This is a genomic window from Acinetobacter sp. YH12140 (genome assembly GCF_013418475.1).
Taxonomy (GTDB): Bacteria; Pseudomonadota; Gammaproteobacteria; order Pseudomonadales; family Moraxellaceae; genus Acinetobacter; species Acinetobacter amyesii.
Genome location: NZ_VPBZ01000009.1, coordinates 144929 through 170361, shown reverse-complemented (window position 1 = coordinate 170361; position 25433 = coordinate 144929). Strand labels below are relative to the sequence as shown.

Here is a 25433-nt window from a genome sequence, read left to right as displayed (position 1 = left end):
CATATGGTTATGAAATACTCATACAACAAATACATTAAAAATTTTAATTAACATCTAGGTTTTTTAATTCATCTAATTTATTTTTAGCAATATCTAGTCCCATTTCATAAGCTAACTCATAATATCTATATGCTTTATTTAGGTCTTTCTCAACATCATTTCCTTTTTCATATAAATTTCCTAAATTATAGGCAGCTCTAGGATCATTTTGATCTAAAGCTTTCTTATACCACTTTATTGATTCTGTAATGGATTTTTCTACAACTTCACCTTTTGAATACATAACAGCAACATTAAATTGTGATGGAGCATAATTAGCTTCTGCTGCTTTTAAAGAATAATAAAAGTATTTCTTTTTATCTATAGGTCCATTCCAACCATTTAAATAACAGTTTGCAACGTTTGACTCTCCTAGATAATATCCAAAATCTGCAGACTTTTTAAAATATTCACATGCTTTTAGCTTATCGCTAGATACAAATGATCCATTAAAATACATCAATCCAAGTGAATTTATTGCTTCAGGAATGTTTTTCTGCATTGCCTTTTCATAATATTTATAGGCCAACTCATCATCTTTTGATACTCCTTGTCCTCTATAATAAAGATTACCAATATTATTTTCTGCTATTCCATTGCCCTGACTTGCTGATTTTATATACCAACTAAGAGCTGTCTCAAAGTTTTCTATTTGCTCAAGATAACCATTTTCATAAATGACTCCTAGTAAATTTTGAGAAGTTGCGTCTCCATCGTTAGCATTTTTTTCTATCATTTCAAATAAAGTTTTTTGTTGGGTTTTATTGCCATTTTCAACAATATTCTTAAATTCTTTAAGTTGAATAGTAGATATACTACTTTGGGGTATAGTTTTTTCTACTTTTGCTTCGCAACCAGTGAATAAAAAAATAGTACATAAAGTTAAATGAATAATTCTCATATTTTTGTCCGGATTCAATTCAAAGGGATAACAAAAGTATAGCTAAGATTATGTTGTATATTAAAACCACCACCTAAACCAGTTTCGGCACCTGCCATAGGTGTTGTTCCTTCAGAAAAATTTCATCGAATATTAAGTCTATTTAACATAATGGCGATTATACGAACTAGCCTTGTTAGAACCCATTTAAAGTGTCTATATTCTCACCAATAAAAATGTCTAGTTTATGATGGTTTTTATCACCATGGACTGGATATAAATATAGATGCTTATCACTATGTCTGACAAAGAAATTCAACGGCTTGCAGTTCTGCAAGACGTTCGAGATCATCGTATTACCCAGGTCCGTGCTGCTGAAATCCTAAATCTTTCCACCCGTCAAATTACCCGGTTATTGCAGAAGCTCAATCAAGATGGTGTCTCAGGTCTGACACATGCCAGTCGTGGTCAACCGGGTCATCGTCGCCATGATGAAGCCGTAAAGTCTGAATGCCTTTCCCTTATTTCTGAACATTTGCTGGGCTTTGGCCCAACCTTGGCGCATGAGAAGCTCATCAGCATGTTTGACCTGAATATTCCTGTAGAAACGCTTCGTCGCTGGATGACTGCCAATGATCTCTGGATTCCTCGATCCAAGCGTCTGAAACGGCCATATCAGCCTCGATATAACCGGGATTGCTTCGGTGAGTTGATCCAGATTGATGGTTCATATCATGACTGGTTTGAAGGACGAGCCGCCAAATGCTGTTTGCTGGTTTATATCGATGACGCGACTGGAAAGCTGTTGCATCTGCGCTTTTGTGAGGCTGAAACCACCTTTGACTATATGCTTTCCACCAGAGCCTACATTGAGCAATACGGCAAGCCGCTGGCCTTTTATAGTGACAAACATTCGGTATTCAGAGTGAACCAGAAATCCAGTCAGGACAGCCAGATCACGCAATTTGGCCGGATTCTGAATGAGTTAAACATTGATATTATCTTTGCCAACTCACCACAGGCCAAAGGTCGTGTGGAACGTGCCAACAGGACACTTCAGGATCGTCTGATCAAGGAGATGCGTCTGGAAGGCATCAGTTCGATTGCCGAAGCCAATGCCTGGCTACCCTGCTTTATTGAACACTTCAATCAGAAGTTCGCCAAATGTGCGAGAAATACAAAGAATTTACATCGGCCATTAACGGAATCTCATCTTGCACTGGATGACATTTTTACCTGGCAGGAACCGCGTAAGGTCACAAAGAACCTGACCATCACTTATGACAAATGTATTTATATGCTTGAGCCAACAGTACTGAATCATAAGCTGGTTGGGCAATACATTTCATTTCTGGAGTACCCAGATGGCACTGTGGCCATCTTACATGAAGGACGGAAGATCAACTATAGCGTCTTCAATAAACTGGCTGGACTACAGCAAAATGCAGTGGTTGAGAATAAACGATTAGGCTCGGTTCTGGCCCATATCCAGCAACAGCATGAAGAGTTGGAAAAACAGAATAAACGTTCCCGTCTCAAGAAAAGTATGCCGAGTCGTAAAGCTCAGAAAGTTGTTATTGAACAAAGAAATTTAAATCCTGTGCTTGACTCTTGTAGTTAAAAACAGGACATTTTAAATGGTTTATCGCATAGACATTTTAATTGGTGAATAACAAGCCTTGTAATGCAGTTTGCATTACAATATTTCCATACATTCAATAAATGGGAAAAGTGATGGCTACTGTTAACTTCAGGGTCGATGAAGCCCTTAAAGAAAAATCGTATTCAGTTCTAAGAGAACAAGGTATTGCACCTACTGAGTTTTTTACAAATGTCCTTGAATACATTGCAGCGACTGGAAAACTCCCTGTACAAAAAGCCTTACTCTCAGAAGAGGATACCGAGCTATTAGCGATTGTTCGTAAACGAATTAATGATCCTAAAGAAATGTTCGAGGAAATTACTTTAGATGACTTATAAGCTTTTACGTCATAAGGACTTCACAGCTGAATGGGAAAAGCTTCCTAGTGCTATAAGAGATCAATTTAAGAAGAAACTTGCCAAGATCATAGAGCAGCCACATATTCCCAAGAATATGCTTAGAGGGGATCTCGCAGGCTGCTATAAAATTAAATTATTAAAGGCTGGAGTCTGACTAGTTTATCAAGTCAAAGATGATCAGGTAGTTATCTTGCTCATCACCGTCGGGAAACGAGCTGACAGCATAGTTTATGACGAAGCGAAAAAGCGTATTAAAGACTGAAAATGGGAGCTATAAGCTCCCATTTTTGACTTCGTATAAGGTGTATTATGTTAATTTTAGATATTCTTAAATTTTAATTACTTACAAAATTTGGTATAATTGAGAATAATAATTAATTACTTTTATAAATTTTATGTTCAAAGGTAAAAGTTTCGATAACTTTATAAAATTATCAACTTATATGTTTTGGTTGTTAACTATGTGGTCGATAGGTATGGCGCTATATGATAAATATATGGGCTATTCTGAAAGTATAGATATGGGACCCACCTTCACTTTTATGTTTTTTACATTCTTTTCTAAATATCAATACGCAATTCAATATTGGCTTAGTCACCTAGAAACTATCAATACACAAGAACGAAATAGGCAACTTCTAATAGACTCAGATGAAAGTACAAAGTAATTCAAAAAGGCTTTGTTGCACAAACCTATCTGTAAAGGCTTTTTCAGCGATATAATTTTCAAATGAAGAAGCCTACACACAAAATCTATCGCACAACCAATTGGCCCGCATATAACCGAGCACTCATGAGTCGCGGAAATATTGCCATTTGGTTTGATCCTGCTACGCAATGGTATGCTCCATCAAAAGGCAAACAAGGGCGAAATCAAACCTACTCCGACGCAGCTATCCAATGCTGCTTAATGATTAAATCCTTATTCCGTCTATCTTTACGTATGGTCACTGGCTTTGTGCAAAGTCTGATTAAACTTTGTGGATTAAATTGGACCGCACCAGATTACAGTACGCTTTGCAGAAGACAAAAACATATTGATATTGCGATTAATTATCAAAAAAGCAGTGGTGGGCTTAACTTGCTGGTAGACTCTACCGGTCTAAAGTTTTTAGGTGAAGGTGAATGGAAAAGGAAGAAACATGGACCTGAATATCGTCGCCAATGGCGTAAACTTCATATTGGTATAGATGCTGAAACCCTTCAAATACGCGCCATTCAACTCACTACAAATAATGTGAGTGATTCACAAGTGCTTGGTGATTTACTCAATCAGATTCCACAAGATGAGCAGATTGACTCTGTTTATACCGATGGAGCTTATGACACCAAGCAATGCCGTCAGGTCATTGCAGATCGGCAAGCGCATGCGGTGATTCCACCTAGAAAAAATGCGAAACCATGGAAAGATACAAAGATCAGCTCGCTAGCGCGAAATGAATTACTTCGAACAGTTAATCTTGCGAAGCAGTGCTTCTCAGGCAGGACATTATGGAAAAAATGGTCCGGCTATCATTGCCGAAGTTTGGTGGAAACTAAGATGCATTGCATCAAATTATTGGGGGATAAACTCAGTGCAAGAAAATTTGATAGCCAAGTCAATGAAATTCATGCACGTGTAGCAGTCCTCAACAGATTTACGGAATTAGGTCGACCACTTACCCAAGTTACGCCTTAAATTAGGTTCAATTAGGGGGGGCTTTGTATTTCAAATCTTTGTGCAACAAAGCCCTTTAGAAGTATCTCCATTATTAATACCAATCACAAAGGAATCTAGTGAGTTATTACAAAAAAAACTTGTTGTTGGTGAAACAATAGGGATGTTTTCAATTATTGAAACTTCTTTATCTAAACAACAACTAATTCAACATTTACAGCCTTTTTTACAGGCAGAGCTACCTAGTGAGGAGCTAGCTTTATTTAGATTTTATGATCCAGCAATTATTAAAATACTTAACAAAATGTTAGATGATGAAAGTTATATGGTTTTATTAAAACCAATTAGTAATTGGTGGTATCAAGAATTCGATAGTACTTTGCATAATATAGTGAGTCTTTGATATGACAATAAAGTTTACTCAAGAGCAGATTGATATATTTTCAAATAGCCGTGAAGAAGATTTAGCTCTATGGAATTGGAATAGATTGAAAATGAAATTTCCTTTTTTTTCTGAAAAATATTTTAATAATGATGAAAAAAGAGGTGTTGATTTTTTATTTATTGCACAGGGGCGTGTAAAGAAATATTTAAATGGAATGGAAGAAGATGCTGACTATAATAAGTGGTGTGCGGTATATGGAGAAATTTGTTTTATTTTAAATAAGAACAATATAGATGATGATAATTGGAATAGAGGTATTTTAGAAGAAAAATTATGGCCTCCGTATTTAAGAATTGATGTTTTAGCAGGAATTGTAGAAAGTTGCTTAAATAATTCTGAATCTCAAAAATTTTATGCTGCTTTGGAGAAAGAAACATGGCAGTAGCAGCAGATATTGGTAGTCTAGGTGGATGGGGAACAGCCGTAGAAAAAGCGGGTGAAGCTGCTAGAGTTGGAGCGAGAACTAATCCGGTTGGTGCAGTATTGATCGGTATATTAACTCCATCTACATTGGGTGATAGTACTATTACAGGTGCTTTAAATAGTGCATTAGAAACAGCAGAGGAACAAATACAAAGAGAGAAAGGAAATATTTCTGATTATCAAAAAGCACTAGCATTACAAAATATTAAAGATGAAATAGATAAGTTAAATAGAACTTGTAATCCTAATAATTCTAATTGTAATAAACAAAAGCATAATGGTCGAATTCAAGCACAAAATGGTGCAAAAACAAACCAGATGATTGTTACAGCAACTGAGGCTAATTCAGCATGGGTAGATTTACCTGCTCCACCTTCGTTAACTTTATGTAAATTATATGCAAAATCAGTTCGGGTACAAATGATAGGTTTAAAAGGTCATAGTCCGGATAAGAAAAAAGGGCAGAAAGTTGATTATGAGAAAGGGGCAACAACGGCATATAATAATTTAGTTTCTTGGATGACAAAAAATACTCCAGGTGGGGTAGGTGTTAGTAAATGGAGTTTTAGTTTTGATGGAACTCATAAGCAAGATCGAGTTATGGGTGATTCAAGGCGAATTGATATTGATATTGATATTGATATTGATATTGATATCAGAACAGGATTAATTCTAAAGAGTGCTTAAATGAAATATAAAACAGAAGAAATAATTAGTTTTTTTAAAAAACACCCAAAGTATCCTTTTAATAATTATTATGTTAATTATGATGAATATTGTGCTGCTAGATTAATGATCTTAAATATTGTGAAAGCTTATATTCCTAAAGATGAAATAAATAATTGGGAATTTTCATCAGATTATTATGATGCAAGACGGAATGATCCAGATGCTTTTTATTCTCTATTATCATGTGTGAATCATAATAAAGAACAGGTATTTTTCTTTGCGATAGTTGATGATCGAGAAGAATCTTCAGATTATAAGGACATCGTGATTAATGTTGAAAGAGATGATTCATATGGTGATAAATGGAGAGATAATTCACCTATGGATGATTGGTATAGTATATTTCAAATTACCTTAAATCTTAAAAAAATAATAGATTATGCGAAACTTGATCAGTTACTTAATTTATATTTTAAGAAAAAATTAAATTTTAATGAGCTTTATATACTGCAAACTGATTAAAACTTGTTCGTAAATCATTTTTTATTCACTATTAACTCCAGCAGTTAAATTGAATCTTAGCCCTAGTTTTTTATCTTGGTTAGATCGGAAATAATTTTATCACTAGCCTATAGGTAAACGATAAAAAAGCGATTATTTAACTATATTTTAATAGCCAAATGATCGCTTTATCACTGTACTCTCTATTGAAAGTCTTCAACATAAAATCTCTTATACGAAGTTTGTCTGTAACTCCAAAATAGAAATGTCCGGTTTCTCCAAAGTAAAAATGTCCGCTTTTAGAATATGCACTTCTGCAATTTCCTTAGCGGACGGTTTGATATGTTGGTGTCTATGTCGGATAAAGAACTTAAACGATTGTCGGTCTTGCAGGAAATCTGCGATCAACGCATAACTCAATCCCATGCTGCTCAGCTACTTCATATTTCAGAACGTCAGATCAGACGCTTACTGCAGAAATACAAAGCCCAAGGTCCAGTTGCATTAGCCCATGCCGGTCGTGGCCAAATCAGCAATTCCAAACTTCCTGAAGAACTCAGACTCAAATGCCTCAATATTGTTTCTGACCAACTCCATGGTTTCGGGCCCACTTTAGCGCATGAAAAGCTCACCACCGTACATGGACTCGATCTTTCAGTAGAAACCCTGCGTTCCTGGATGATTGCAGCTGACTTATGGATTCCTCGATCCAAGCGCCTGAAACGCCCGTATCAGCCTCGTTACAACCGGGATTGCTTTGGTGAACTGATCCAAATTGATGGCTCACACCATGACTGGTTTGAAGGCCGTTCTGCCAAGTGCTGCCTACTGGTATTTATCGATGATGCCACAGGTAAATTACAGCATTTACGCTTCTGTGAGTCAGAATCAACTTTTGACTATATGATTTCAACCCGTTTATATGTCGAACAGCACAGTAAGCCTTTAGCGTTTTACAGCGACAAACATTTAGTCTTCAGGGTGAATCAAAGCAGCAAGAAAGACACCAAGATTACCCAGTTTGGACGTGTACTCAGCACCCTGAATATCGATATCATCTTCGCCAATTCACAGCAGGCCAAAGGCCGTGTAGAACGGGCGAATAGAACGCTTCAGGACCGTCTGATCAAAGAAATACGCTTGGAAGGTATCTGTTCGATTGAGCAAGCGAATGCCTGGCTACCCTGCTTCATTGAGCAGTTCAATCAGAAGTTCGCCAAGATGGCTTTTAATCCTAAGAATCTACATCGGCCTATCACTGAAACAGCCGAAGAATTAGATGATATTTTTACTTGGCGTGAACCTCGCAAAGTTACAAACAGCCTGACGATTACATGATAAATACGTATATATCATGGAAAAAACAGAAGAAAATCAAAGATTTATCGGCAAGTATATTGAGTTTCTGGAATACCCGGATGGTACGGTAGCCATTGAACACCAAGGTAGAAAAATCAATTACAGTATCTTCGATAAATTAAGTCAGCTCAACCAGCGAGAGATCGTTGAGAATAAACGTTTGGGTTCTGTACTAGCGCATATTCAACAACAGTATGAAGAATTAGAACAGCAAAACAAACGGAGTCGTTCTCAATCCATGCCACGTAGACGTGCACAGAAAACAGCGATTGAACAACGAAATCTAAATCCTGTGCTTGACTTGGAAATTTCCATATAGGACATTTCTACTTAGGAATAACAGATTTTTAAAATATCTTTGTTTTTCATATAGTTAAAAATTTTCATCCCCCTAAAAAACAACAAAAAACCGACTTGGAAACAAGTCGGCTTTTTTATGAGCAGTTTTGGAATGTTTTGCCAATAAATTTGTTTAAAAAGTAGTCGATTTTGCGATTTTCCCTGATAACTCAATACCCCAACCTCTGAAACTATCCGCAATTTCTGCGGATAAACCTTGGGGTAAGTTTTGAGCAATCTTGTAAGCTCATGCTGACATGAATTAAGGACCATTGCGTCTAGGCCACTATGGGGATTTTTCATATGATAGGGACATAGAGAACAAGATGTTCCAACACATAAAACAATAATAATAAGTGCGACACCAGGACGTGAGGTACGACAGGAGTTATACCTAAACACCCAATACGAAAAAGCCCGACAGGATGTCGGGCTTTTTTATTGCCTGCATTTAAGGTCTAATCAGTCTTAGCCAATTCATTTTGGTTGATAAGTTTAATCAGCGCATTTTGAACAAACTCATCAAGTTCAATCCCTTTTTCTTTTATGATGGTTTCTATCTCTGCTATCGTTTCACTTTCTAACTCGAACTCGATTTCTGCTGATGTTTCCATAAGTAAATCATAGTTATTTTCGACCATCTTTTTAAAGGTTTCTTCTAGATCTTTTGTTGATGAAATATTGAAAGATAAGCGTAATGAGCTATTGATAATTTCAACATGGGTATACCCTAAATATTCAGTACTTTTTCCTACAAATCCTAAGTGCTTCATAAAAAACCTTAAATAAATATAGTAGAGAGCTGTCTAAATTAAGCCAGACTCTCTTTTACAAATTTTGGATCAACAATAAATAATCAAATAACGCCGATTATGTTAATTTTAGAAAGTCTTCAAGCTCACCTTAAAGAATTAATCTACTAGAGGATGCTCTTTCATTAAATTCTGTATGTCATTTGGGGCATAACAACCACATAAGCCTAGAAGCACTACCTCTGATATTTCATCAATACAACAACCTGAAACGATTTGCATACGTTGATTCTTGTCATATCCAAAAACTGTATATGTCAAATCTTCATCATCAAAATGATCTTTACAGACTGAACAGCAATCAGGGTATTTCTTCAAAACCTCATCAATATCTTTTTGCTGAGTAACAGTAACGCTCATATAACAACTCAAATAACTTTTCTTGGTCATAATTTTACATCTATATTTTTCTGAATATCCTTTTATTTAGCATGATGGGCGTTATTCGGAACGAGAGCTGACAGCTCTCGTTTTTTGTTATGGAAACTGCTAAAATACAAGTACGCCATTGACGTATAAAGAGTCCATGTTATTTATTGAAACCAGCATCTTTACTAAGCAAATTAAAGACCTTGTATCTGATGAGGAATATCGTCAACTTCAGCAAGATCTTTTGGTACAGCCTGATAGAGGTGATCTAATCAAGAATGGCGGTGGTATTCGCAAAGTACGTTGCGCTCAAGGTAACAAAGGAAAAAGTGGTGGCATTCGGGTGATTTATTATTGGGTCACCGAAGATGATCAGATATTTTTCTTAGTGGCTTATCCAAAATCAGTGAAAGATAATTTAACAGATGAGGAAACAGCCATTCTGCGCCAACTCGTGAAGGAGCAATTTCATGGATAACAACTTATTTGATGACTTGGTTGCTTCAATAAAAGAAGCTGGAGCTATCAAACGTAAAGAAGTTAAAGCAAGTCGAGTTACAGAACTCGAACTACCAGATATTAAAGAAGTACGTGAAAAAACAGGCTTGAGCCAAAATGAGTTTGCTGCACGTCTGCATATTAGTCCTCGTACCCTGCAAAATTGGGAACAGGGACGACGCTATCCAACTGGACCAGCAGCTACATTGATTCGAATTTTAGATGCTCATCCAAGTCTTATTTGAAAAAATTACTTAAAAAATGGGAGCTTAATGCTCCCATTTTTAGATTCGTATAACGCGTATTATGTTAATTTTAGAGATGCTTAATTATTTAAAACTATAATTTTTCAATATTTTTCATCCTAAGAGCTTGCCCATTTTTATATTCGTAAAATTCGTAGGTGCAACCTGAATTTGTATTCATAATTAATACATAATCCTTACTTTCTTCGAATGTAACTTTAAACATTCTGAATGGACAGGATTCGTATCTCTGACCTTCCTTATAACCATAGGTCATTTGTACTATTACAGGTCTGTCTGCTGGTACTTTAAACTCTCCAAAATTAGTTGCACTTTGAGGTGCATAAGGCATATTTAAACTTTTAGGTGCGTATTCAAATTTTTGAAATCCCAGAGTTTTAACACTTGTAAAAGCTAATCCTCCATCCTTATCTTTCGATAATTCTTTTTTAGTCTGTGAATTTGGATAAATATATATTTTTTTTCCTATTCTGAACCGTACCGGGTTTGTCGGAGACTTTTTATTTAAGTTAGGCCACCTGACCTAACGGGTTAATCTTATCATAGTACATTGCTTCAAACTCAAAAGGCGATACATAACTCAGTGCACTGTGTACACGCTTTTTATTGAACCAATCTACCCAGTTTAGTGTCGCAAGTTGTACATCTGCTAAACCTTGCCAATCTGCTTTTAAATATTCAATCACCTCTGTTTTGTATAAGCCATTCACCGTTTCAGCCAGAGCATTATCGTATGAATCACCAGTTGTACCAACTGATGCTATTAAATTTGCAGCTTCTAAACTATTGGTATAACGAATAGAAAGATATTGAACACCTCTATCGGAATGATGAATCACATTCTTTGGCATGCCTCGATCGTGCAATGCTTGCTCAAGTGCATCGAGCACCATATTTGTATTCATCCGTGTAGATACTTTCCATCCAACAATTGCTCATGAGAACACATCAATAATAAAGGCGGTATAGACCCAGCCTGAATGAGTTTGAATATACGTAAAGTCACTCACCCACAGTTGGTCAGGATGATCAGCATTAAAATTCCGTTTCACTAAATCATCTGCTCTTTTTTGATCATCTCGGCTACGGGTGGTTTGTTTATTCTTACCACGCCAAACACCTTGTATACCTAGCTTTTTCATCAATCGAGCAACTGTACAACGTGCGATAATATAACCTTCACGTTTCAATTGTTGCCAGACCTTACGCACACCATATCGACCTGGACTTTCTTTCCAAATTCGTTTAATTTGTTCAGCGTGATACTCATCATGTAGATCTCGTTTCGCTCGATGTTCCCTTGCGAAGCAATGCTTCTCATCAACGAGATCTAAAGTTCGGTAATAGGTTGAAGCTGCGATCGGTAAAATCCTACAAATCGCATCAACACCATATAAGTCTTTATTGTTATGGATGAAATCCACCATTATTTGTGTGGGCGGTCGAGCTCCGCCTGGGCGAAAAAAGCGGCTGCTTTACGTAGAATTTCATTGGCACGCTTTAATTCTTTAATTTCACGTTCCATTTGCTTCATTTTTTCTTGATCAGATATCTGTTGTACTTTAATAGGATTTTGCTGATCTAAATGCTTTTGATGTCAGGCACGAAGTGTTTCAGGAGTACAACCAATCTTAGGCGCAATTGCTGTGATTGCAGCCCAAGTAGAAGGATAATCTTTTTCAGATTCAATCAATAATTGAACCGCTCTTTCTCTGATTTCAGGGGTATATTTTAATTTTGTCATCGGGGTAGTCTCTCAGAATATTGACTCTCCGACAAACTCGGTACGGTTCATTGTTTTTAGTGCCGAAAATCCTGTATCCAAAACAGATTTTGCCATTTTGGTTTTTACTAATTTTTTAGCACTCAAGTCACCTACAATAATCAATGCATTTTCATTCACAAGCTTGGTGCTTGCTTTATGCAAATGATCTTTTCGACTATTTGCAATCTTGGCGTGTAATGCACGAACACGCTTCTTATTCCTTGCTCTCTGAGCAATACCTAATTTCTGCTCATATTTTCGATAGAATTTTGGATTTGAAATTACAGTGCCATCAGAACAGGTGGCAATATCTTTTAAGCCTAGATCAATACCAATCGCTTTGGTTGCTGTCGATTTATCTTGCTTAGGTGATTCAACAACAAGACATACATACCAACGCCCACGGCTATCCTCTACAAATGAACCTGTTTTTAACGTGTATTGGCTTAAACCGTAGCTATCCCAAACTTAAATTGGTGTTTTCCATACTGGACATATCCATTGACATATTTGATAGCCACCTTTTTAAAGGGAACCCATCCCAAAGAGCGCCTTGCTGATTTTTTATTGCTGACACGCCATTTCAGCTTTGCCTTTTTAAATTGCTTTCTTCGGGTGACTAATTCTTCAGTTACAGCCTGAATGGTTTGACTATGTAAATTACATTCTTTGGATGTGCCTTTCGTATATTTGGCAATATCAAAAGCAGAGAGAAATTCACCTTTCCGCTTCAAATGCCTAAACCCTAAATCATTGACATAATTCCAGACGAAGTTCACTTCTGATGCTAGTTGGTCTAACACCTTGCAATGTTTGTCTTTTATACGTAATTTAAGGGTTTTCATGTACTTAATTAACAATCAAAACTCAAGGAAAATAGTCCTTAGTTAAATCAAACGACACTTCATGTCGTGTCGCTTATATCTCTGGCCTAAAGGACAGAGTTTTACGCTCCATTTGATAAATTAACTCAAAGCATACTGATTTTAAAAAAGGATATTATTTATTTTCTCTAAGTATTTGTGCAAAAACCGTCACTTTTTCTAAAGTAGCATTCATTCCCTTATTAAAAAAAGTATCGACAAGCGCTGAGCCAATGATAATAAGATCTACTTTATTGGCTAGTGCTTTAACATGGCTTTCATTTTTGATCCCAAAGCCAATTGCAACTGGAATATTAAAAATTGGCTTAATTTCAGTTATCTTTTTCTCAAGATTAGATAGATTGAAGTCTCCTCCTGTTAAGCCATTTTCTGCAACATGATATAAAAAACCTGTCGCGCGCGCTGAAATTTGCTCTAACCTTTCAACTGGGGTCGTCGGCGCGGTCATTGCAATTAAATGCATATTTTTTTCATTTAATTGCACCTCAAATTTTTCTCGATATCCATATGGAGCATCTAAAATCAATATTCCATCTATAAGATTTTCTGTTTCAGCGATAAGTGTCTCAAAACCATATTGCATAATCGGATTTAAATAAGTCATGAAAATTATTGGTGTCTGGTCATCATGCAGCCTGATTACTTTTACCAACTCAATGGTCTGTTTTACCGTTTGACCTGCATCTAAAGCCCGAAGATGCGCTGCCTGAATGATCTCTCCATCTGCCACTGGATCAGAAAATGGAATACCCACTTCAATAATGTCAGCCCCTGCTTGACCCAATTGGCTTAACAGACGACAACTTTCTGTAAAATTAGGATCTCCAGCAGTAAAATAACAGACCAGACCGCTTCGATTTTCCAGTTTCAATTGCTCTAATTTTTGATCTAGTCGGTTCATGCTGTAGCTCCTGCAAGATATTTTTTGACCGTGTTTAAGTCTTTGTCTCCTCTGCCACTTAAATTGACAATAATGATCTGTTCTGGTTGCATTTCTTGAGCAAGTTTAATCGCATATGCAATCGCATGAGAACTCTCAAGAGCAGGAATAATACCCTCCTGTTGACTTAAAAGCTGAAATGCATTTACAGCCTCTTGATCGGTTATAGCCGTGTATGTCACACGTCCTGTTTCAAACAGAATGCCATGCTCAGGACCAACACCAGGATAATCTAAGCCAGCTGATATAGAGTGTCCATCTAAAATCTGTCCATCTGAATCTTGTAATAAATAGGTTAAATTGCCATGCAGCACACCGGCTTGACCTTTGCAAATAGAGGCGGCATGTTCACCACTATTTGTTCCTTTTCCACCTGCCTCAACGCCAAACATTTTGACATTTAGGTCTTCTAGAAAAGGATGCATCAACCCTAGTGCATTTGATCCCCCACCAACGCAAGCAACTAGAGCATCAGGCAGTCTATTTTCTTTCAGGAGTATTTGGTTTTTGGCTTCTAAACCAATAATTTTCTGAAATTCTCTCACTATGGTGGGATATGGATGAGGGCCTGCACCCGTACCCAATAGGTAATAGGTTGTATCCACATGACGAATCCAGTCACGTAATGCTTCGTTCATGGCATCTTTTAAAGTCCCACGACCTTTTTGAACACTTCTGACTTCAGCACCGAGTAATTTAATACGTTCAACATTCATTTGTTGGCGCTGAATATCTGTTTCTCCCATAAAAATGGTACATTTCATCTTAAACAGCGCGCAAACCGTTGCTGTTGCAACCCCATGTTGACCAGCACCCGTTTCTGCAATGATTCTGGTTTTGCCCATAAATTTGGCTAATAAGATTTGCCCTACACAATTATTGATCTTATGCGCACCCGTATGGTTCAAATCTTCTCGCTTGAAATATATTCGAGCGCCGCCTGCATAAGCTGTTAGGTTTTTTGCATAAAAAAGAGGGCTAGGACGACCAACAAAGTCCGTTAAAATCTGCTGATATTCAGCCCAAAATTCAGGTTTGTGCCGAACTGTATTAAAGGCTTGCTCTAATTCTTGAAGTGCTGGCATTAAGCTCTCTGGCATGTAAGATCCGCCAAATTTACCAAAAAATCCCAAGTCATCAGGACCATTACCTGTATAAGGGGTTGTCATCTCATATCTCTTTTACTATCAAAACTTGTTTGATCTTAAAATATTTTCATTTTTATGATAATTGATATATTTTGAGCTTATGGTGTTAGAGAATTTTACAACATGAAACGCAGAACATTACCTCCCCTTAATGCTTTAAAAGCATTCGAGGCTGTCGCTAGAAATAAAAGTTTCAGTTTAGCTGCGGAAGAATTGTGTGTAACCCATAGTGCGATTAGCCATCAAATAAAGCAGTTAGAAGAATGGTTGGATAAAAAATTGTTTATTCGACATTCCTCGACCATCTCTCTGACGGCGGATGCCGAAGAATTATCGCTAGTTTGTACGCAGCTTTTTAATCGTTTAGAACAATGCGTCTTTGAGTTAACAAATAAAACTTCAGAAGTAGAAGTTGTAATAGGCGCTTCTCATAGTTTTATGGCAAATTGGCTGATTCCTCGATTAGAAAAGCTCGAAGTCATTTATCCCAATATCCATATCAAATTAATGACATGTAATGACTTAAAATTGTTAGAAAAAGAGAAAGTTGACATATTTATCAATAGCGTCAGTGAGCATCATCTACTTCCCAACTTTTTGAATAAATATCTGTTATTTCCCGATAACATGGGTCCTATTTGTAATCGTGAAATAAACCCTCTTCATTCCGTAAATGATCTTTTAAACTATCCATTACTTCATACCCACTCAAATAAAAGTGCATGGCATACATGGTTTGATCAGTTTCAAATAAGCTTTTCCCCAAAATCCAATGACCGTTATTTTGATAGTCTGAATTTAATGATAGAAGCTGCAGTGTCTGGGTTAGGAATTGCCATAGCACCTCAAATTCTAGTAGAAAAAGAAATGTTAAATGGAAAGATCATTGCCCCTTTTGGTTTTATCTATTGTGACTATAATTTTTATGCAATGGTCAGAAAAAATAACGAAAATCGTGATGTTATGAATATCATTGATTGGTTAATGGCCGAAGAAAAAAGTTAAACATTTAATCTTTGATTTGAAAAATTCTATTCAATTGCTCATCTATAACGTCTATTTCACATTCTGTTCACGCTGTGCTGCCTAAGGTATAAAGATACACTTCATACGGACACTGATGATGAGACTTGTAAAAACACTTATTGCTACAGCCTTATCCTTGCCGCTTCTGTTGTTAGCCGGATGTAAAAGTATTCCCAGTTATTCAGCCGATTATGCCCAATCCAGAAACGGTATTCAGGGGATAGCGCTGGATCAGGCTAAAGCTCAGGATATCGGCCTCCGCTTTACCTCAGCCTTTAATACCTTGGGCACACCGAAATTTGTGGAAAGAGCCGGATCGCTGTATGCTGACCAGCTGTTTATTAACGATACCCTATCGCAATTTTCATCCCGTCAAAATCTGCTGGAGCACTTTCAAGGCATGAACAAACGGGTCAGCAAGGTCAGCGTCAAGCTGTTAAACGCTTCTTATCATCAGGACTCTGCCTATGTGCACTGGCATATGGCCTATGATTTTAAAATGTTCGGCACGACCCGCAGTATGGACTCTTACGGTATCAGTGAAATCAAGATCAACGAAAACAACAAGATTATTTTCCAGCAGGATTTCTGGGACCCTGCGAACGGCCTGTACCGTTCCCTGCCTTATGTTGGAGGGGTCTACTCATGGCTACTGCCTTTCAAAAAATAGCGATCAGCACGGCTTTAGTGATGGGATGTAGCTTCAGTCCATGGGCACAGGCACAAAGCCTGAATCAATGCGGCAATGGTCCGCTGATGGTGGGTCAAAAACAGGTCGGTATGGCCAGTTATTTTGCCCAAAACTGTAGCCAATTCTGGGAAAAACAAAATATACAGATGGACTTTTCCTATACACAGAATATTCCGGAATGGGCATTTAAGCGTGCGGCCACACATTTACTGAAACGTAATGTTAAAGACGCAAAAATACATGCTCTATTCAACCCAATCACCGATTTGTATCGTCCGGTCAGATCAGGCGACCTATACCGTTTAAAATACAACCATGCTACACAGACCCTGAGCTTATCCTTGAACCAGCAAGGTTTAGGGCAGCTTAGACATCCTCTGGCACAACAATATTTTAATATATGGCTGGGTCCCCAGCCATTTAGTGCTAAATTAAAACAGCAATTATTAAATTAGTATCTGCCGCTATGTCGAAACATTTTATCCTGATGGTTGAAGACCATTATGAACTGGCCTCTACCCTATGCGAGTTTCTGGAAGAACATGGCTTTGTGGTCGATCATGCCCGCAATCTGAGTGCTGCTAGACAATTACTGAAACAGCAACGCTACCATATCTTGCTACTAGACATTAATTTGCCTGATGGTTCTGGTTATGAATTGTGCGAGTGGTTACGCAATGAAGAGGGGTTGGACTTACCTGTCTTGATGCTTACCGCTCGGGATACCTTGGATGATAAACTCAAAGGCTTCAATTCCGGCACGGATGATTATCTGGTCAAGCCCTTTGACTTTAACGAGCTGGTGGTTCGGGTCAAGGCCCTGATCAAACGCTCCCTGGGTGAAGTATCCAACAGTCGTCTGCAAATTCATGACCTAATTTTGGACCCCGCAACACAGCAGCTAACTCGAGCTGGCCAGAACATTGAATTGCCTCCAATTCAGTTTAAACTTTTGAAGCTACTGATGCGTCACTCTCCTAAAGTACTGACCAAACAGGAAATTATGATGGAGCTTTGGGGTGACGAAGAGCCAGAAAGTGATGCTCTGCGCAGTCATATCTATAATTTACGCAAAATGGTCGATAAACCCTTTGAACAAAAGCTGATTCACACCATATCCGGGATTGGTTTAAAGATTGCTTTCGAAGATGAAGCCTAATTTAGGTACACAACGACAATCAGTCCAGTGGTCATTGCCAGGTCAACATTCTGATGGGTGACAATATAATATTGCCTGTCAAACAGCTCCACACGCCAACCTAGCTGTTTGCATAGCTTTTGCACCAATTGCAATCCAATGCCATGCCCTTTGATTTCCAGTTGTAGCTGCTGGCCAGACAGTTCCTGAACCTTAGAATTGTTAGGTAAAGGCATGCCGACCCCATTGTCAGCAATCAGCACTTTATTTTTTTCCAGAATCACATCAATTTCTGTGCCCTGTGAATAGTTCAGTGCATTGCGCAGAATATTACCAAACACCATTTTGGTCATGGATGGATAAAGTTTACGCGGCTGTTCATCGAGGTCTTTTTGCAGGTCAATCTGCATGCCTTTGTTATGACTGACACTCTCTAGATCCTGCACCAGATTGTCCAGACATTCTGAAAGCATGGTCGGTTCAGCAGTTAAAGTATTGGTGGTATTGCGGGCAATAGCCAGCAAGGTATCGACCAGCAGCTGCATGTCTTCAATTGTGTTATGCAGGCGGGTAAAGGACTTGTTGTCGCCATAGCGTGCCTGACACAGCTGCACATTGCCTTTTAAAATGGTCAGTGGCGTGCGCAGCTCATGGCTTACATCTCCGGTAAATTCACGCTCACGCTGAATAAATTCGCTTAATACCTGATGATATTTTTCCAGCGCCTGCTTGAGGTATTCAGCTTCCAGATTGGAGTCGGTGCGGATGTCCTGAAAAGGCGAAGCCTGATTTTTCTGATGTTCCCAGTCAATATGCTCCAGCGCATTAGCAAGACGGGTAATCGGGGAAAAATAACGTCGGGCCCGACGGTTCCACCACCAAAATACGCTATACAGTACGAACAGGCTGACCATCAGCGGTGCCAGACCAAACAGCCAGACCAGCTTGTTGACGTTGCTTTCGCCAAACACCAGCAGCACATGCTGTCCGTCTTTTTCACCATACACGGTCATGCGCTCCTTGCCATCGACAAAATGCCGGTTCACCCCTTGCTCAAGCTGCATGTGGCGAAATTGAACTGGCGGCAGATCGCTCCAGCGGTAACCATACAGGTTTTTGGTGTCGGGCAGTTCAGCAGCCGGATTACGTTCCAGCCGCTGCCAGTAGTGTGACATTTCCTGTTCTAGCGCAGTTCTGAGCAGGGAACCCTTGATTACCCAGGCACTACAGCCAATCCCGATCACCACGGACAGGGCAATGAATCCGATTTGCAGCCAGTAATAGCGGTTAAACACCTCACCCAGAGGATGATCGTGTTTGTCCCTGAACAGCTTTAACATTGGTGCATTCCCCGCTAGCCCATCCGATTCGCCATTCAATTATACGGTTTTCTTTTTAAACAGAAAGTGACCGATCACCCACTCGCGTCCATGCTCATAACCGAACAGCTCGGCACAGGCCATAAAGAAAATCCGCCAGCGTTGCCACCAGATGGCGGCATCTACACCATAGGTCTGTTCAAATAAGGGGCGCAGCTCGTCCTGTTTCCGGTCCATGTTCTCGAGCCAAGCATTTGCGGTGCGTTCATACTGCGTGCCGGCCCATTGCCAGTGCTGCTCTAATTGCAAATGCTGCTGGAAATGTAGAAAGGTCGAAGCTGCCGGCATCAGTCCGCCACTAAAGAAATATTTCGACATCCAGTCGAATTCATTTTTCACTTCAAACGGATAATGTAGGAAACGGTGACAGAAAATATGGCACCAGAGCAGACCATCCGCTTTCAGCCAGCTGCTGATATTTTCAAACAGTTTCTGGTAATTACGTACGTGTTCAAACATTTCCACCGAAACTACGCGGTCAAAGGACGCGGGTTCCAGTTGCAGTACATTGACGTCGCAGGTGATCACCGTCAGGTTCTGCAGTTTTTTCAGACGCGCCTGTTCCTGAATATACTGGCGCTGGGTCGAGGAATTCGACACCACCGTAATGCGGGCCTTGGGATAATGCTCGGCCATATACAGACTCAACGATCCCCAGCCACAGCCAATTTCCAGAATATCCTGTCCATCTTTTAACTGTGCACGCTGGCAATAGCTGGCCAGTGCGGCTTCTTCCGCCTGATCCAGGGTGGTATGAGTATGTTCAAACAGGCTAGCGCTGTATTTCAGACGCTTGCCCAGCACCGCCTGGAAAAATGCGGTGGGCAGTTCATAGTGCTGTTCATTGGCCTTTTCGGTCTCGATGGCAATCTCGCTGTTTTTCAGCATATGCAGCACATCCATATAGCGCCGAGCTGCCAGTGCCGGGTCAAAGCGTCCTTCCTGTGCCAGACGTTTTTTGCTTAGGCTGCGAATGCCGGCGCGAATGACTGAATCGGGCAGCTTGCCGCTTTCGACCAGTTTTAAAGATTGTTGAATCATAAAGTCCATGTATTTACCTACTGTTTGGGTGGCCACGGAATAAACATTGAAGTTCGTCGTTGATAATCTTTATAGTTGTCGCCGCGATGTGCCAGCGCCTGTTGTTCACTAAAGGGAATCCCGGTGATGTAGTACAGAAACAGCCACATCAGCAGTGGATAAATCCATAATTCATAGCATCCTGCTGCCAGACCGAGCACTGGATAAGCAAACCAATGCAGCCATTCAAAAAAATAATTCGGATGGCGCGAATATTTCCACAAACCCTGATCCATGGTTTTACCTTGATTCTGTGGATCTAGCTTAAAACGGTAAAGTTGCTGATCGGCAGTGCTTTCGCCTATCAAAACGGATAGCATGATCATGCCCGCCACAATCACAGTGACCAAAGTCCAGTCATTCCATTGCTCGGTCGAGATACTTAACAGCTTCAGCATTGGGTAAGAAAACAGTAGAGCCAATCCTGCCTGAAATATAAAAAACACCAGAAAACCAAGATGCTGATACTCCCCCATCGCTCGGCGCATGTTGGCATAACGCGTGTCTTCTTGGGTTTCACTGGCATAGCGCCGTAACAGATGCCAAGTCAGCCGTGAAAACCAGATCCCACTCGCCAGTCCCAGAAATAAGCGAACCAAGATCGGTGCACTGTCAATCGCCCAAGCGGCAATAATCACATTGAGGGCAATACTGAAACTCCAAGCGACATCGACCAGCCCTGCTCTGCGATTATAGGTCACCAGCAGCCAGCTACAGAGCATGATAAAGACATTCAGCATCAGTAAATTCAGCAGCATTTCGTCCCTCCTGTTTTATCTTGGCTTAGTAGGCACTGGCTTCGAACAGCAGATGTACATCACTGATCACGCCTTCGCGGAAGCCACCTTCGCAATAACACAGATAAAAATCCCACATGCGGATAAAACGCTCATCAAAGCCGAGTTGCAGGACCTGATCATGCTGCTGCAAGAAACGCTGACGCCAGTGGTGCAAGGTCTGGGCATAGCTCTGGCCGATATCTTCCAGATGTTTGAGACGCAGTTTTTGTTCGGAAGCGGTCTGGGTCATGACACTGATACAGGGAATAAAACTGCCTGGGAAAATATAGCGCTTGATATAGTCCACGGTATTCAGGGCTTTGGCATAGCGTGCATCTTCAATGGTGATGGCCTGAATCAGGGCCAGACCATTCGGTTTCAGCAGCTCACGGCATTTCTGGAAATAGGTGGATAAATACTGCTCACCTACGGCTTCGATCATTTCAATCGACACCAGCTTGTCGTATTTGCCTTCCAGTAAGCGGTAATCTTTCAGCTGCACAGTCACACGATGTGACAGTCCGGCTGCAGCGACCCGGGCCACGGCTTCATCATACTGTGCTCTGGAAATGGTGATGGTGGTGACTTTGCAGCCATACTGCTGCGCGGCATAAATGGCAAAACCGCCCCAGCCGCTGCCAATTTCGACCAAATGATCCATCGGTTTGAGTTGCAGTTTCTGGCAGATCAGCTCTTTTTTATAATCCGAAGCCTGTTCCAGGCTCATGCCCGGCTCTTTAAACACCGCACTGGAATACATCATGCTGTAATCCAGGAACAGCTTGAAAAAGTCATTACTCAGGTCATAATGCTCGGCAATATTTTTGCGGCTGCCATCAATCGAATTCTTGCGCGATTTATACCAAACCTTTAACAGTAACTGGCTGGCTTTGGCCACTGCATTCTGATTCATCAGATCCAGCACATCGCGGTTACGTGCCAAAATGCGGATCACATCCACCAGATCTTCACTGCTCCAGTAACCGCGGATAAAACCCTCTGCTGCACCGAGCACACCATTACGGAACAACAGTTCCATCAGACGGGCATCATGCACCTGAATCACGGCCTCAAGATCGCTGTTTTCCCCGACCGACCCGTTCCAGACGCCTTTAAAAATCAGCTGACCATGCCGTAATTTCAGCAAATGCCGTAATACTACCGGCAGTGTGCTTTGCTCTCCCATGAATAGTGTTTTCATTGCAATGTGTTTCCTTTTTCTTTTTTAGGATGCCGGTAAAACGGAATTTTCTTTTTCCATAAACGAAAGGCGTGCAGATAAATTCCGCTGACCATCCTGAAGGGTTCAAGAACTTTCAGTACAGCATAGCGATACTGCTGTGAAGGAACCGTGATGGCCTGCAAGGAAAATTTCAGGGTGGCATCGAATTGCAAGATTCCCTCCTCAAACAGCTGCATATGAATCACGTTTTGCCGATCCGAAAAGCTGAAGCGCCAGCGATAATCCAGCCCCATCGGCATGAACGGCGACACATGAAAGGCCTTTTTAAAGTCAAACTGGTGACTCTGGTACGGCGCATATTCGTCTGCATTGTTCCGGCAGTCGTGAATGTAGACCTGTCGTTCATTCCACGGTGTGTTGGTGATTTCACTCAGCACAAAGAGCAACTGGTCGGTGGCACCAAAGACCAGATAAAACACTACGGAATTGAAACGAAAGCCGAGTGTTCGTGGCAAAGCTAGCACCCGGATAGACGCGGCATGCGGAAGCAGGTAGTTTTCCCGCTTGATCAGCAGGCGTGCAATCTTCTGCCGAATCGAGCCACATTCCATAGTCAGAAAATCGCGCTCATCTAGGGTCAGGAAATTCCAGCGTTTAGATGACCACAGCCAGGATTTTCCGGTAAACGTCGCGAGTTGATCTGGATCAAACCATAGATAGCTTAGCTGGGTTTTAAAAGCATGGGCTTGGGGCAAATAACGTCGATGCCGGATTTCAGCAGTGGCGATCGCCAGTGGATACATCTGCATCATGCGCTCCTAGGCTGCCTGTTCAGCCTGTTTTAATAGCTGATCGATTACCCATAATGCGCTACGCGCCCCATCCTCATGAAAGCCCCAGCCCCAGTAAGCGCCACAATATGAGGTGCGGTTTTGGCCGTTGACCTCGGCCCAGCGTTGCTGTGCTTCAATCGCTGGGGCATCAAACACCGGATGACGGTAATGTCGTTCTACCCAGACTTTTTTCGGATTCAGGGCAAAATTAGGATTCAGGGTGGCAAAGACCTGGGTTTTGCAGTTCAGGTTCTGCAACTGGTTCATCCAGTAGCTAAAGCCATAATGTGTGCCATTGTGCTTGAATGGCGTTTGTTCAGTGGCCTTAGTCGGCGTGACGTGTACATGCCAGCTGGCCCACTGGCGACGGGATTTGGGCATGATAGAGGTATCGGAATGTACCACCATGCGGTTATCCTGATAGCGGAACTTGCCGAGCACATCCAGTTCCTGTGCAGACGGGTCTTTCAGTAACTTCAGACTATCGTCAGCATGGCTGGCAAATACGACCCAATCAAAACGTTCGCTGCCCTGTGTTGTTTCAACCACCACATCATTGACACTCCGCGAGACATGGAGAACACCCGTTTTGCGGAAGGTAATATTGGCCTGGGACTGAATCGCACGAACATAGCGAGCCGATCCACCCTTGACCGTAAGCCATAACGGCCGGTCTTTCAGCTGCAACATGCGATGGTGCTGGAAAAAGCTCACCACAAATTTATAGGGAATCTGTCCGGCTTGTTCCACCGGACAGGACCACAGCGCCCCACACATCGGATAGAGATGTTCCTGACGGAAGGCTTCGGAATAGCCATGCTGATTCAGATACTCATCAATACTGAGTTGTACATCAATCTGCTCGACATCTAGATCTCTATTGGCGGCATAGAAACGGAACAGATCTGACAACATCGCGCGAAAATCTGCATTAAAAAAGTTTTGAGGTCGGAACAATAACGAGAATTTTTTTGAAGGATTGTACTGTAAGCCAGTGACCTGATTATTCACCGAAAAGCCCATGTCACTGCTTTGCGATTGAATGCCAAGTTCTTTTAGCATGGCGCAGAACAGCGGATAGTTATGCTCATTAAAGACAATAAAGCCACTGTCCACCGCAACCTGTTCACCATCGATATTTAGCTGATGAGTATCAGTATGACCACCAAAGTAGTTATTCTTTTCAAAGACTGTAACTTGATGCGCTTTGCTGAGTTTCCAGGCAGCGTACAAACCGGAAATACCTGAACCAATAATTGCAATTTTCATGGTGATTCCTTCGAATGAATCGTGGTAGTGCCTGCCGTAGCAGCTTTTTTATTTTTTCGAGCCTGAGCAATTTTACTGGCTTCATAAATCCGTGCCGGAATGGGCTTTAAGTCCCAAACTATCCCGAGCCAAGACATAATTTTTAAGAGGTAATAGGTCATATCAATCTGCCACCAGTAAAAACCCTGCCGGGTACTGCCTGCATAAAAATGGTGATTGTTGTGCCAGCCTTCGCCCAAGGTAATGATAGACAAGAATAAATTGTTGCGGCTGTGGTCATCCGTGTCAAAATCACGGCTACCGTAATGATGCGCCAGTGAATTGATACATAAGGTCGCATGGATCAACAACACCGTGGACACCACAAATCCCCAGACCAGAAGTTGCAGGCCGGACGTCCCGAGTTGTGGCCAAGTGATTGCCAACCTTTCGCCTAGTACATAAATTCCACCAGCAGTCAGCAGCACAACAATCAAACTGAAACGGTCTAGCCAGATCAGCTCTGGATATTTCAGCCAGTCCTTGATGACTTCTTTACGTGTAGCAAAATTATATTCATTCAGAAACCAACCCACATGGCTATACCAAAAACCATGCGTCGAGGAATGCGGGTCTTTCAAGGTATCGGTATAGCGATGGTGATAGCGGTGATGCGCCGCCCACCAGAGCGGACCACGCTGCGCGCTCATGGTACCAATCAGCACAAACAGAAACTGTACGGGACGCGAAGTCTGAAAAGTTTTATGCGATAAATAGCGATGAAAAAAAGCCGTAATTGAAAACATGCGGATCAGGTAGAATGCCAACATAAAACCAATTGCAAACCATGACACTCCCACCCAGAACACAGCGAAACAGGCCAGATGCAACAGAATAAAGGGCAAAATCCGCAGCCACTGAATCTTGCTGTTTTCAGCCGTCAGTGTTTCGGGCGCTGTGGGTGTAGACCAGCTGTCTATCCATCGCATCAGACTGTTCAACATGGACTCATCCTATTTTCAAGTGATTGTCTCTATTCTATTTGATGAGTCTAATCAGTCAGATATGAATTTTATGTGAA

At 40.7% G+C, this 25433-nt stretch carries 26 protein-coding genes, 4 pseudogenes and 1 other annotated feature; of the genes and pseudogenes, 15 read left to right on the top strand and 15 right to left on the bottom strand.

Going from position 1 to position 25433, the window contains the following annotated elements; all coding sequences use genetic code 11:
- Nucleotides 1-43 precede the first annotated feature (43 nt).
- The gene (locus FTU75_RS14595; RefSeq protein WP_180109903.1) at nt 44-940 is read right to left on the bottom strand and encodes a tetratricopeptide repeat protein; all 897 of its coding nucleotides are present in this window, start codon (nt 938-940) and stop codon (nt 44-46) included.
- Nucleotides 941-1205: 265 nt separating this feature from the next.
- Here FTU75_RS14595 and FTU75_RS14590 point away from each other — a divergent pair, with 265 nt between their 5' ends.
- The 9 genes and pseudogenes from FTU75_RS14590 to FTU75_RS14550 all read left to right on the top strand — a co-directional run bounded on the left by FTU75_RS14590 (nt 1206) and on the right by FTU75_RS14550 (nt 8293).
- Nucleotides 1206-2540, top strand: a complete 1335-nt coding sequence (locus FTU75_RS14590) for an ISNCY family transposase (protein ID WP_180109902.1) — start codon at nt 1206-1208, stop codon at nt 2538-2540.
- Nucleotides 2541-2653: 113 nt separating this feature from the next.
- Entirely contained in the window at nt 2654-2899 is a 246-nt protein-coding gene (locus FTU75_RS14585) for a type II toxin-antitoxin system RelB/DinJ family antitoxin (protein WP_111885987.1), read from the top strand.
- Nucleotides 2889-3182, top strand: a pseudogene (locus tag FTU75_RS14580) (type II toxin-antitoxin system RelE/ParE family toxin). Before FTU75_RS14585 ends, FTU75_RS14580 begins: the two are co-directional and overlap by 11 nt.
- A gap of 468 nt (nt 3183-3650) precedes the next feature.
- Complete coding sequence (locus FTU75_RS14575; protein ID WP_180109901.1) at nt 3651-4598, top strand: IS5 family transposase; 948 nt, start codon at nt 3651-3653, stop codon at nt 4596-4598.
- 40 nt (nt 4599-4638) lie between these two features.
- Complete coding sequence (locus tag FTU75_RS14570; RefSeq protein ID WP_180109900.1) at nt 4639-4980, top strand: DUF4123 domain-containing protein; 342 nt, start codon at nt 4639-4641, stop codon at nt 4978-4980.
- Between the two features lies 1 nt (nt 4981).
- Nucleotides 4982-5407, top strand: a complete 426-nt coding sequence (locus FTU75_RS14565) for a hypothetical protein (RefSeq protein ID WP_180116212.1) — start codon at nt 4982-4984, stop codon at nt 5405-5407.
- The gene (locus tag FTU75_RS14560; protein WP_180116210.1) at nt 5398-6132 is read left to right on the top strand and encodes a hypothetical protein; all 735 of its coding nucleotides are present in this window, start codon (nt 5398-5400) and stop codon (nt 6130-6132) included. The genes FTU75_RS14565 and FTU75_RS14560 overlap by 10 nt, the downstream gene beginning before the upstream one ends.
- The gene (locus FTU75_RS14555) at nt 6133-6636 is read left to right on the top strand and encodes a hypothetical protein (protein WP_180109898.1); all 504 of its coding nucleotides are present in this window, start codon (nt 6133-6135) and stop codon (nt 6634-6636) included.
- 333 nt (nt 6637-6969) lie between these two features.
- Nucleotides 6970-8293 (top strand): annotated as a pseudogene (locus FTU75_RS14550) (ISNCY family transposase).
- A gap of 478 nt (nt 8294-8771) precedes the next feature.
- Here the strand turns inward: FTU75_RS14550 and FTU75_RS14545 are convergent.
- Both FTU75_RS14545 and FTU75_RS14540 read right to left on the bottom strand, forming a co-directional pair.
- Entirely contained in the window at nt 8772-9086 is a 315-nt protein-coding gene (locus FTU75_RS14545) for a hypothetical protein (RefSeq protein WP_180109896.1), read from the bottom strand.
- Nucleotides 9087-9224: 138 nt separating this feature from the next.
- On the bottom strand, nt 9225-9485 hold the full coding sequence (locus FTU75_RS14540; RefSeq protein WP_180109895.1) for a hypothetical protein: 261 nt from the start codon (nt 9483-9485) through the stop codon (nt 9225-9227).
- A 166-nt stretch (nt 9486-9651) separates the two neighbouring features.
- On the opposite strand from FTU75_RS14540, the gene FTU75_RS14535 reads away from it, so the two are divergent.
- Nucleotides 9652-9972 carry a type II toxin-antitoxin system RelE/ParE family toxin gene (locus FTU75_RS14535; protein ID WP_180109894.1) on the top strand — a complete coding sequence of 107 codons (321 nt, stop codon included), beginning with the start codon at nt 9652-9654 and terminating at the stop codon, nt 9970-9972.
- Nucleotides 9965-10237 (top strand): NadS family protein, encoded by a 273-nt coding sequence (nadS, locus tag FTU75_RS14530; protein ID WP_000369781.1) that lies wholly within the window; start codon nt 9965-9967, stop codon nt 10235-10237. The genes FTU75_RS14535 and nadS overlap by 8 nt, the downstream gene beginning before the upstream one ends.
- A 94-nt stretch (nt 10238-10331) precedes the next feature.
- On the opposite strand, the gene FTU75_RS14525 is transcribed toward nadS, so the two are convergent.
- The 5 genes and pseudogenes from FTU75_RS14525 to trpB form a co-directional block, all read right to left on the bottom strand.
- A complete protein-coding gene (locus tag FTU75_RS14525; protein ID WP_180109893.1) occupies nt 10332-10589 on the bottom strand; it encodes a hypothetical protein in 258 nt (85 codons plus the stop codon).
- Between the two features lie 178 nt (nt 10590-10767).
- A pseudogene (locus tag FTU75_RS14520) lies at nt 10768-12002 on the bottom strand (IS3 family transposase).
- Nucleotides 11611-11727, bottom strand: a sequence feature (AL1L pseudoknot). It overlaps the preceding pseudogene by 117 nt.
- A gap of 48 nt (nt 12003-12050) precedes the next feature.
- A pseudogene (locus tag FTU75_RS14515) lies at nt 12051-12868 on the bottom strand (RNA-guided endonuclease InsQ/TnpB family protein); the annotation flags it as partial.
- 154 nt (nt 12869-13022) lie between these two features.
- Nucleotides 13023-13808 carry a tryptophan synthase subunit alpha gene (gene trpA / locus FTU75_RS14510; RefSeq protein WP_180110284.1) on the bottom strand — a complete coding sequence of 262 codons (786 nt, stop codon included), beginning with the start codon at nt 13806-13808 and terminating at the stop codon, nt 13023-13025.
- A complete protein-coding gene (gene trpB, locus FTU75_RS14505; RefSeq protein WP_180110283.1) occupies nt 13805-15016 on the bottom strand; it encodes a tryptophan synthase subunit beta in 1212 nt (403 codons plus the stop codon). The genes trpA and trpB overlap by 4 nt, the downstream gene beginning before the upstream one ends.
- A gap of 102 nt (nt 15017-15118) precedes the next feature.
- On the opposite strand from trpB, the gene FTU75_RS14500 reads away from it, so the two are divergent.
- The 4 genes from FTU75_RS14500 (at nt 15119) to FTU75_RS14485 (ending at nt 17871) form a co-directional block, all read left to right on the top strand.
- On the top strand, nt 15119-16000 hold the full coding sequence (locus FTU75_RS14500; protein WP_180110282.1) for a LysR family transcriptional regulator: 882 nt from the start codon (nt 15119-15121) through the stop codon (nt 15998-16000).
- Between the two features lie 118 nt (nt 16001-16118).
- Nucleotides 16119-16691: a nuclear transport factor 2 family protein gene (locus FTU75_RS14495; protein WP_180024907.1), complete on the top strand. Its 573-nt coding sequence runs from the start codon at nt 16119-16121 to the stop codon at nt 16689-16691.
- Nucleotides 16667-17167, top strand: a complete 501-nt coding sequence (locus FTU75_RS14490; RefSeq protein WP_180110281.1) for a chalcone isomerase family protein — start codon at nt 16667-16669, stop codon at nt 17165-17167. The genes FTU75_RS14495 and FTU75_RS14490 overlap by 25 nt, the downstream gene beginning before the upstream one ends.
- 11 nt (nt 17168-17178) lie before the next feature.
- Complete coding sequence (locus FTU75_RS14485) at nt 17179-17871, top strand: response regulator transcription factor (RefSeq protein ID WP_078194299.1); 693 nt, start codon at nt 17179-17181, stop codon at nt 17869-17871.
- Here FTU75_RS14485 and FTU75_RS14480 read toward each other — a convergent pair.
- The 7 genes from FTU75_RS14480 to FTU75_RS14450 are packed head-to-tail and all read right to left on the bottom strand — an operon-like array spanning nt 17868 to nt 25356.
- On the bottom strand, nt 17868-19190 hold the full coding sequence (locus FTU75_RS14480; protein WP_180110280.1) for a HAMP domain-containing sensor histidine kinase: 1323 nt from the start codon (nt 19188-19190) through the stop codon (nt 17868-17870). The two genes, FTU75_RS14485 and FTU75_RS14480, sit on opposite strands and share 4 nt — an antisense overlap.
- Nucleotides 19191-19229: 39 nt before the next feature.
- Nucleotides 19230-20279, bottom strand: a complete 1050-nt coding sequence (locus tag FTU75_RS14475; protein WP_180110279.1) for a cyclopropane-fatty-acyl-phospholipid synthase family protein — start codon at nt 20277-20279, stop codon at nt 19230-19232.
- A gap of 8 nt (nt 20280-20287) precedes the next feature.
- The gene (locus FTU75_RS14470; protein ID WP_180110278.1) at nt 20288-21067 is read right to left on the bottom strand and encodes a DUF1295 domain-containing protein; all 780 of its coding nucleotides are present in this window, start codon (nt 21065-21067) and stop codon (nt 20288-20290) included.
- Between the two features lie 25 nt (nt 21068-21092).
- Nucleotides 21093-22289 carry a cyclopropane-fatty-acyl-phospholipid synthase family protein gene (locus FTU75_RS14465; protein ID WP_180110277.1) on the bottom strand — a complete coding sequence of 399 codons (1197 nt, stop codon included), beginning with the start codon at nt 22287-22289 and terminating at the stop codon, nt 21093-21095.
- Nucleotides 22286-23080 (bottom strand): DUF1365 domain-containing protein, encoded by a 795-nt coding sequence (locus FTU75_RS14460; RefSeq protein WP_180110287.1) that lies wholly within the window; start codon nt 23078-23080, stop codon nt 22286-22288. Before FTU75_RS14460 ends, FTU75_RS14465 begins: the two co-directional genes overlap by 4 nt.
- 9 nt (nt 23081-23089) lie before the next feature.
- Nucleotides 23090-24373 (bottom strand): NAD(P)/FAD-dependent oxidoreductase, encoded by a 1284-nt coding sequence (locus FTU75_RS14455; RefSeq protein ID WP_180110276.1) that lies wholly within the window; start codon nt 24371-24373, stop codon nt 23090-23092.
- The gene (locus FTU75_RS14450; RefSeq protein WP_180110275.1) at nt 24370-25356 is read right to left on the bottom strand and encodes an acyl-CoA desaturase; all 987 of its coding nucleotides are present in this window, start codon (nt 25354-25356) and stop codon (nt 24370-24372) included. Before FTU75_RS14450 ends, FTU75_RS14455 begins: the two co-directional genes overlap by 4 nt.
- Nucleotides 25357-25433 lie beyond the last annotated feature (77 nt).